6 protein-coding genes are annotated in these 8,264 nt (G+C 71.2%); 5 read left to right on the forward strand and 1 reads right to left on the reverse strand.

Annotated features, from left to right (window positions below; all coding sequences use genetic code 11):
- Positions 1 to 381: 381 nt before the first annotated feature.
- Positions 382 to 3,327 (reverse strand): AfsR/SARP family transcriptional regulator, encoded by a 2,946-nt coding sequence (locus ACY34K_RS33420; protein WP_462753964.1) that lies wholly within the window; start codon positions 3,325 to 3,327, stop codon positions 382 to 384.
- Positions 3,328 to 3,482: 155 nt separating this feature from the next.
- On the opposite strand from ACY34K_RS33420, the gene ACY34K_RS33425 reads away from it, so the two are divergent.
- From ACY34K_RS33425 to ACY34K_RS33445, 5 genes are all read left to right on the forward strand, one after another.
- Positions 3,483 to 4,709, forward strand: a complete 1,227-nt coding sequence (locus ACY34K_RS33425; protein ID WP_462753966.1) for an amidohydrolase family protein — start codon at positions 3,483 to 3,485, stop codon at positions 4,707 to 4,709.
- Positions 4,710 to 4,849: 140 nt separating this feature from the next.
- Positions 4,850 to 5,263, forward strand: coding sequence for a PaaI family thioesterase (locus ACY34K_RS33430; RefSeq protein ID WP_462753968.1), 414 nt, complete (start codon positions 4,850 to 4,852; stop codon positions 5,261 to 5,263).
- Positions 5,264 to 5,336: 73 nt separating this feature from the next.
- Positions 5,337 to 6,257: a TIGR03619 family F420-dependent LLM class oxidoreductase gene (locus ACY34K_RS33435; RefSeq protein ID WP_462753970.1), complete on the forward strand. Its 921-nt coding sequence runs from the start codon at positions 5,337 to 5,339 to the stop codon at positions 6,255 to 6,257.
- A gap of 10 nt (positions 6,258 to 6,267) precedes the next feature.
- Positions 6,268 to 7,029, forward strand: coding sequence for an SDR family NAD(P)-dependent oxidoreductase (locus ACY34K_RS33440; RefSeq protein WP_462753972.1), 762 nt, complete (start codon positions 6,268 to 6,270; stop codon positions 7,027 to 7,029).
- 85 nt (positions 7,030 to 7,114) lie between these two features.
- Positions 7,115 to 8,242 carry an LLM class flavin-dependent oxidoreductase gene (locus tag ACY34K_RS33445; RefSeq protein ID WP_462753973.1) on the forward strand — a complete coding sequence of 376 codons (1,128 nt, stop codon included), beginning with the start codon at positions 7,115 to 7,117 and terminating at the stop codon, positions 8,240 to 8,242.
- The last annotated feature ends 22 nt before the right edge of the window (positions 8,243 to 8,264 follow it).

Here is an 8,264-nt window from a genome sequence, read left to right on the forward strand (position 1 = left end):
TGGAGTCCTTCGGCGGGGCGGGTGTGTGGTTGTCGCCCATGGTGACGATGGAGTCCTTCGGCGGAGCCGGTGTGTGGTTGTCGCCCATGGTGACAATGTTGTTCGCGGGCGGGGCGGGCGTGTGGTTGTCGCCCATCGTGGTGATCTCTTCGTTCTTCTTCGCGTCGCTCATTCGTCAACTCCCCTGTTCGCCGCGGTGCGGCGGTAGACGGTCACGCCTGTTCGGCAACTCCCCCGTGGGCCGCCGAACAGGCGCCCTTCGGACCGCTCACCTTAGCGATGAGCCCCCGTTCGACCCGTGTGCCCCCCGACGCGACGGACCGTGGTTATGAGAGTGCCGCGCGGGCATAAACGAATGCTGAACGCCGCAGTCCGCCCAGCTCAGGCGGCTGCGAGCGGTGACAGGAGGGCCTTCACCCGCTCCACGTCGCCTGCCCCCGCCTGCTCGTAGAGCGCGAGCGCCTCACGCCAGCAGGCCCGTGCGCGGTCCTGCTGACCGAGTGAGTCGAGCGCTTCTCCCAGCGTCGTGAGGACGTTGCCCCGCATACGGTCGCCCCCGATGCAGCCGATGGCCAGTGCCTGCTCGGCGTGCTGGGCGGCGATCCCGGAACGCCGGGCCGACAGATGCGCCTGCGCGATGCGGAAGTGGGTCGTGCCCTCCCACAGCCTCTGTCGGTTCTTGCCGAAGCTGTGGAGAGCCTGGTTGAACTGGTCCAGCGCCTCGGCCTGGCGCCCTGCGTGCGACAGTGCCACGCCGAGCGCGTAACGGCCGTTCGCGAGGCGCAAGTCGCTGCCGATGCGGTCGTATATGCCGATTCCTTCGCGAGCGAGCTCGATGGCGCTGGCGGCGCGGCCGGTGATGAGGTGGAGACGGGACAGGTTGCACAGGGCACTCGCCTCACCCGGCAGATTCGCGTCCGCGCGTGAACCGTCCATGGCTTTCAGCAGATGCGTCTCCGCCTCCGCGTGGCTGCCCTGGTTGAAGGCGATGATCCCGCGGTCGTTGTCGGCCCAGTACACCGGCGCCGCGTCACCCGCCTCCACCGCGAGCACGCGCGCGTTGCGGGCCTCCTCGTCGGCCTCCTCGTAACGTCCCGCCACCAGGTGCACATTGGTGAGCGTGGTGCGGGCGCGGGCCTCGGTGCGAGTGTCGTTCGCCGAGCGCGCGGCGTCCCGGGCGGCCACTGCCGCCGCCTCGTACTGCTTGGAGTTCGCCCCGGACTCCGCGAGGTCCTTGGCCGCCCACAGCAGGTCCACGGCCCGCCGCAGCCTGCTGCCGTCGGTCGACTGCCGTGCGCAGGCCAGCAGGCAGTTCGCCTCGGTGTAGAGCCAGTCCAGGGCTGCGTGGCGGTCCGTGAAGGTGATTCCGTCGTACGTCGTGGGCTCCAGGTGGTCGACGAGCCGGTCGCCGGGGCGCTCGATGGCGTACACCCGCGCCGCCGTCGCCAGATAGAAGTCCAGCAGCCGGGACAGTGCCGCCTCCCGCTCGGCCGGGGGCTGCTCGTCGCGGTCCGCGCAGGCGCGGGCGTAGAGCCGCACGAGGTCGTGGTACCGGTATCGGCCCGGGGCCGCCGACTCCAGGAGCGAGGTGTCGACCAGGGACTCCAGCAGGTCCTCCGCCTCGTGCCGCGGGAGGTCGAGGACCGCGGCGGCCGCGGCGAGGGAGATGTCGGGGCCGTCGGCGAGGCCGAGGAGGCGGAAGGCGCGGGCCTGGGCCGGCTCCAGCTGGCCGTAGCCGAGCTCGAAGGTGGCCTTCACCGCGAGGTCGCCCGCCTGGAGCTCGTCCAGCCGGCGCCGCTCGTCGGCGAGCTTGGCGGCGAGGACGGAGACCGTCCAGGTGCGGCGGGCGGCCAGGCGGGAGGCCGCGATGCGGATCGCCAGCGGCAGGAACCCGCAGGCCGCGACCACGTCCAGGGCCGCCTCCCGCTCGGCGGACACCCGCTCCGCGCCCACGATCTTCGTGAAGAGTTGCAGCGCCTCCTCGGGCGACATCACGTCCAGGTCCACCAGGTGCGCGCCCGCGAGGTCCACCATGCGGATGCGGCTGGTCACCAGCGCCGCGCAGCCCGCCGTGCCGGGCAGGAGCGGCCGGACCTGCGCGGCGTCCCGGGCGTTGTCCAGCAGGACGAGGACGCGGCGTCCGGCCAGCGTGGAGCGGTAGAGGGCGGCCCGCTCGTCCAGGGTGTCCGGGATCGCCGAGTCGGCCGTGCCCAGTGCCCGCAGGAACGCCCCGAGCACCGTCTCCGGTTCGGCCACCCGCGCCCCGGCGCCCTGGAGGTCGACGTACAGCTGCCCGTCGGGGAAGTGTGTGCGCGCCTCGTGGGCGACGTGCACCGCGAGCGTGGTCTTGCCGACACCACCGATGCCGGCGAGTGCCGACACGGCCATGACGGAGCCCTCGGCCGTGGCCAGCCGATCGCTGAGCTCCCGTACGAAGGACACCCGGCCGGTGAAGTCGGGGACCGTCGCCGGGAGCTGCGCGGGCCGGGACACGGTGGGGGCGGGCGCCGGCTCCTCCACGGGCCGGGCCAGTTCGGCGTCGGCCCGGAGGATGCGCTGCTGCAGCCGGGCCAGTTCCGGGCGCGGGTCGACGCCCAGCTCGTCGGCGAGCAGGCGCCGCGTGTCCGCGTAGACGGCCAGCGCCTCGGCCTGCCGGCCGCTGCGGTAGAGCGCCAGCATCAGCAGTTCCCGCAGTCGCTCCCGCAGCGGGTGTGCCGCGGTCAGCGCGGTCAGCTCGGAGATCGCCTCGGCGTGGCAGCCGACTTCCAGGTCCAGGTCCAGACGGGTCTCCAGGAGCTGCAGCCGCCACTCCTCCAGCCGGGCCCGCTGGGTCTCGGCGTAGGGGCCGGGCAGGGACGCCAGCGGCTCGCCGTCCCACAGGCCCAGCGACTTGTTGATCAGCAAGCGGGCCTGGCAGCGGTCGCCGCCCGCCCGTGCCTTCTCGGCCTCGGCGGCCAGTTCCTGTGCCACATTGAGGTCGAGCGCGTCGGCCCGGCCCCGGATCGCGTATCCGCCCGACTCGCTGACCAGTACGCCGGGCGGCAGCACCTTGCGCAGTCGGGAGGCGTACGTCCGGACCGCGGCGAGCGCCTGTGAGGGCGGCTCGTCGCCCCAGATGGCGTCGATCAGCTCGGCCGCGGTCGCCGTGCGCCCGTCGCGCAGCAGCAGGGCCGCGAGCAGGGCGCGCTGCTGCGGGGAACCCGACGGCAGGATGTCACCGGCGAGCCAGGCGCGCACAGGTCCGAGCACGCCGAAGCGCAGATCGGTGCCCGGGCCTGGCTGCGGAGCCCGTTGCTCCGGCACTCGCGGCCCGTGTTCACGGTCCATAGCTCCCCCTGCCCCGTACCGCTGGTTTCGCCCCCGACAGTCTGCCTTGTCGACCGCTGATGCGTCAGCAGTGGGTGACGCTCTGCACAAGGTCGTGACACTATCCGCCACTCAAATAGCTGACTACCCGTCAGATCGGCGCTACGGTGGGGCGCATGGAGACCTTCCCCAAGATCATCTCGGTGGACGATCACACGGTGGAGCCCCCCAATGTCTGGCGGGACCGGCTCCCGTCGAAGTACCGCGACGTCGCCCCGCGCATCGTCCGGGCCCCCCTGAAGGAAATGACCTTCCTCGGTGGGAAGTTCGCCCCGGTGATGGGAGCCCCGGGCGACGACGGCCCGGTCGGCGACTGGTGGGTGTACGAGGACCTGCACCGCCCGCTCACCCGCCTCGACACCGCCGTCGGCCACGACCGCGACGAGATACGCCTGGAAGTGATCACCTACGAGCAGATGAGGCCCGGCTCCCACAGCGTGCCCGACCGCCTTGCCGACATGGACGTCAACCACGTCCAGTCCGCCCTCTGTTTCCCCACGTTCCCCCGCTTCTGCGGCCAGACCTTCACGGAGGCGAAGGACCGCGAACTCGGCCTGCTCGCCGTGCGGGCCTACAACGACTGGATGGTCGAGGAGTGGTGCGGCCCCCTCGCGCGGGGCCGGCTCGTCCCGCTCACCCTGATCCCGCTGTGGGACGCGGAACTCGCCGCGGCCGAGGTCCGCCGCAACGCCGCCCGCGGCGTCCGCGCGGTCGCCTTCTCCGAGATCCCGCCCCACCTTGGGCTGCCGTCGATCCACACCGACGCCTGGGACCCCTTCCTCGAGGCCTGCGACGAGACCGGGACGGTCGTCGCGATGCACATCGGCTCGTCCTCGAGGATGCCCTCCACCTCGGCGGACGCCCCACCGGCCGTGGGCTCCACGATCACCTTCGCCAACTGCTGCTTCTCCATGACCGACTGGCTGATGAGCGGCAAGTTCGAGCGCTTCCCCCGCCTCCGGGTCATGTACGCGGAGGGCCAGATCGGCTGGATCCCGTACATCCTCGAACGGGCGGACGTGGTGTGGGAGGAGAACCGCGGCTGGGGCGGAGTCGCCGACAAGGTGCTCCGGCCGCCCTCGGAGCTCTTCGCCGAGCATGTCTTCGGCTGCTTCTTCGACGACGCCTTCGGCCTGAGGAACCTCGACGCCATCGGTGTCGGCAACGTCCTGTACGAGACGGACTACCCCCACTCGGACTCCACCTGGCCCAAGTCCCGCGAGGTCGGCGAGGCCCAGATGGGCCATCTGGACCCGGACGTGGTGGAGCGGATCGTGCGGGGCAACGCGATCGAGCTGCTGGGTCTGACGGAGGACGGCCTCTGGCCCGGAGCGATGTCGTAGGCGGCCGAGGAGTTCGGCAGCTGCCTGGCGGCGCCGTCCCTCTCAGCATTCTCGGCCGCCCTATATTCCAGCTCCGCCCCCGCGGACCCGGACGTGCCCGCCTTCTGGCCCCGGGCGCCGCCCGGCGGCACCATCGGCGCATGACACTCTCACGCGTCGAAGCCGACAAGATCCTCTCCGACAACTTCGCGCCCTGGGTCCTGGACCTCGGGCTGACCGTCGAGGAGGCGGGGGAGCGGCACGCCGTGCTGCGGCTTCCCTGGTCCGACCAGCTGGCCAGGGAAGGCGGCGGGCTCTCCGGGCAGGCGCTGATGGCCGCCGCCGACACGGCCACCGTCATCGCCGTCTCCTCGGCCCGTGGGGCTTTCGTGCCGATGACCACGGTGCAGCAGTCGACGACCTTCCAGCGTGCCGTCGTAGGCGCGGACGTGCTCGTCGAGGCGCGCCTCACCAAGCTCGGCAAGCGCATGGCCTTCGCCGAGATCACCATGACGGCCGAGGGGGAGACGGAGGCCGCCGCACGGGCCTCGACGGTGTACGCGCTGCTGGGCTGACCCTTGTCTGATGGGGCGTCAGGTATCACGATGGAGCCGCTCTTCACGTGACGAGACGCCGGATGAGGTCGCCATGGTGATGTACGGGATGCAGCTCCCGGTCCAGTCCCAGTCCACCCTCTACGCCGAGTCCTGGGAGGCCGAGGCCGGACCCGGCGATCTGGTGGAGACGGCCCGGGCCGCCGACCGGGGCGGCTTCGCGTACATCGCCTCCTGCGACCACGTCGCCATCCCCCGCCGGCTCGCGGCCGGCATGAGCACGGTCTGGTACGACCCGGTGGCCACGCTCTCCTTCGTCGCCGCCGCCACCGCGCGGGTACGACTGCTGAGCCATGTCGCCGTCGTCGGCCTGCGCCACCCCCTCGTCACCGCCAAGCAGTACGCCACCCTCGACCACCTCTCCGGCGGGCGGCTGATCCTGGGGGTCGGCGCGGGGCACGTGCAGGAGGAGTTCGAGGCCGTTGGCGCCGACTTCGCCCACCGGGGGGCCGTCCTCGACGAGAACCTCGACGCCCTCGCGGCGGCCCTCGGCCCCGAGGAGTACCCGGTGCACACCGGCGAGCGGTACACCTTCAAGGACCTCGGCCAGCGACCCCGCCCCGCCCAGCCCCGTGTACCGCTGTGGGTCGGCGGATCCTCCCCGGCGGCCGTGCGCCGCGCCGCTCTCAAGGGGGACGGCTGGCTCCCCCAGGGCGACCCCCGCGACCGGCTCCCCGCGAAGATCGCCACCATTCGGCGGCTGCGCGAGGAGGCGGGCATCGAGCGGCCCTTCACCATCGGCGCCATCACCGAGGCGCTCCATGTGGGCGCCGCCACCTGGAACATCGGCCGCCGTACCCTCAGCGGCCCGCCCGAGGCGCTCGCCGAGTCGCTGCGCGCGTACGGCGAGATGGGCGTGCACCAGATACAGGTGCGGTTCCGCTCCCGGAGCCGTGCCGAGCTCACCGACCAGATGGCGGCCTTCGCCGCCGACGTGGCACCGCACCTGGACTGAGGAGACCGACATGGGCAAGCTGGACGGGCGGGTCGTGCTCATCACGGGCGCGGCACGCGGGCAGGGCGAACAGGAAGCGCGGTTGTTCGCCGCCGAAGGGGCACGGGTCGTCCTCGCGGACGTGCTCGACGACCAGGGGCAGGCACTCGCCGAGGAGATCGGCGAGGACGCCGCCCGCTACGTCCGTCTCGACGTGAGCGCCGAAGCGGACTGGCACGGCGCCGTCACCGCCGCCAAGGACGCCTTCGGCCGCATCGACGGCCTGGTCAACAACGCGGGCATCCTCCGCTTCAACGAGCTCGTCTCCACCCCGCTGGCCGAGTTCCAGCAGCTCATCCAGGTCAATCAGATCGGCTGCTTCCTCGGCATCCGCACCGTCGCGCCCGAGATCGAGGCGGCCGGCGGCGGCACGATCGTCAACACCGCCTCGTACACCGCGCTGACCGGCATGGCGTACGTCGGTGCCTACGCCGCCACCAAGCACGCCATCCTCGGGCTGACCAGGGTCGCGGCCATCGAGCTCGCCGCCAAGGGAATCCGGGTCAATGCCGTCTGCCCCGGCGCCATCGACACCCCGATGAGCAACCCCGAGGGCACGGACCCGCGGGCCACCGGCGAGCTCTACCGGAAGCTGGTGCCGCTGGGGCGCATCGGCGCCCCCGGCGAGGTGGCGGCGCTCGCGCTCTTCCTGACCGCCGGCGACTCCTCGTACATCACCGGACAGCCCTTCGTCGTGGACGGCGGCTGGCTCGCGGGCGTGAACCCGCTCTGACGCATCGTCAGCTATTGACGCCCACCGGGCGTCCTGCGACAGTCGGATCTGACGGTGCGTCAGAAGCAGAGGGACGGTGAACCCCTTGGAATTCGGGCTCTTTGTACAGGGACACGTACCGGCCAAGCGGGCACAGGCCGACCCCGAAGCCGAACACAAGGCACTTCTCGAAGAGACCGAGTACGTCATCCAGGCGGACAGATCCGGGTTCAAATACGCCTGGGCCTCCGAGCACCACTTCCTGGAGGAGTACTCCCACCTCTCCGCCAACGAGGTCTTCCTCGGCTACCTCGCGCACGCCACCGAGCGCATCCACCTCGGCTCCGGCATCTTCAACCCGCTCGCGCCCGTCAACCACCCGGTCAAGGTCGCCGAGAAGGTCACCATGCTCGACCACCTCTCCCGGGGGCGGTTCGAGTTCGGCACCGGCCGCGGCGCCGGCAGCCACGAGATCCTCGGCTTCTTCCCCGGCATCACCGACATGAACCACACCAAGGAGCTCTGGGAAGAGACCATCGCCGAGTTCCCCAAGATGTTCCTGCAGGACGAGTACGAGGGCTTCCAGGGCAAGCACTGGTCCCTGCCCCCGCGCAAGATCTTCCCCAAGCCGTACGGCAAGGCGCACCCCGCCATGTGGTACGCCGCGGGATCCCCGTCCTCCTACGCGATGGCCGCGAGGAAGGGCCTCGGCGTCCTCGGCTTCAGCGTCCAGAAGGTCTCCGACATGACCTGGGTCCTGGAGCAGTACAAGACGGCTATCCAGGAGGCCGAGGCGGTCGGCGCCTTCGTCAACGACAACGTCATGGTCACCTCGACCGCGATCTGCGCCGAGACCCACGACAAGGCCGTCGAGATCGCCGTCAACGGCGGCCTCAACCGGCTCCAGTCCCTGGTCTTCCGCTACCACGACACCTTCCCGCGCCCCGAGGGCATCCCGGAATGGCCCGAGCTGCTGCCCGAGTACACGCCGGAGATCATCGAACTCCTCATCGCCGAGGAGCTGATGATCTGTGGCGACCCGGACGAAGTCCTCGCCCAGTGCCGCCGCTGGGAGCAGGCGGGGGCCGACCAGCTGAGCTTCGGGCTGCCGATCGGGATCTCGTACGAGGACACGATGAACACGATTCGGCTGATCGGGGAGCATGTGATTCCGGAGATCGACACGGACCCGGTGCACCGCACGACGCGCTTCAGGGAGTCCGCGACCCCCTGACCCCAGGGCTCCGCCCCAACCA

It is taken from the genome of Streptomyces sp. STAM6 (assembly GCF_054963715.1).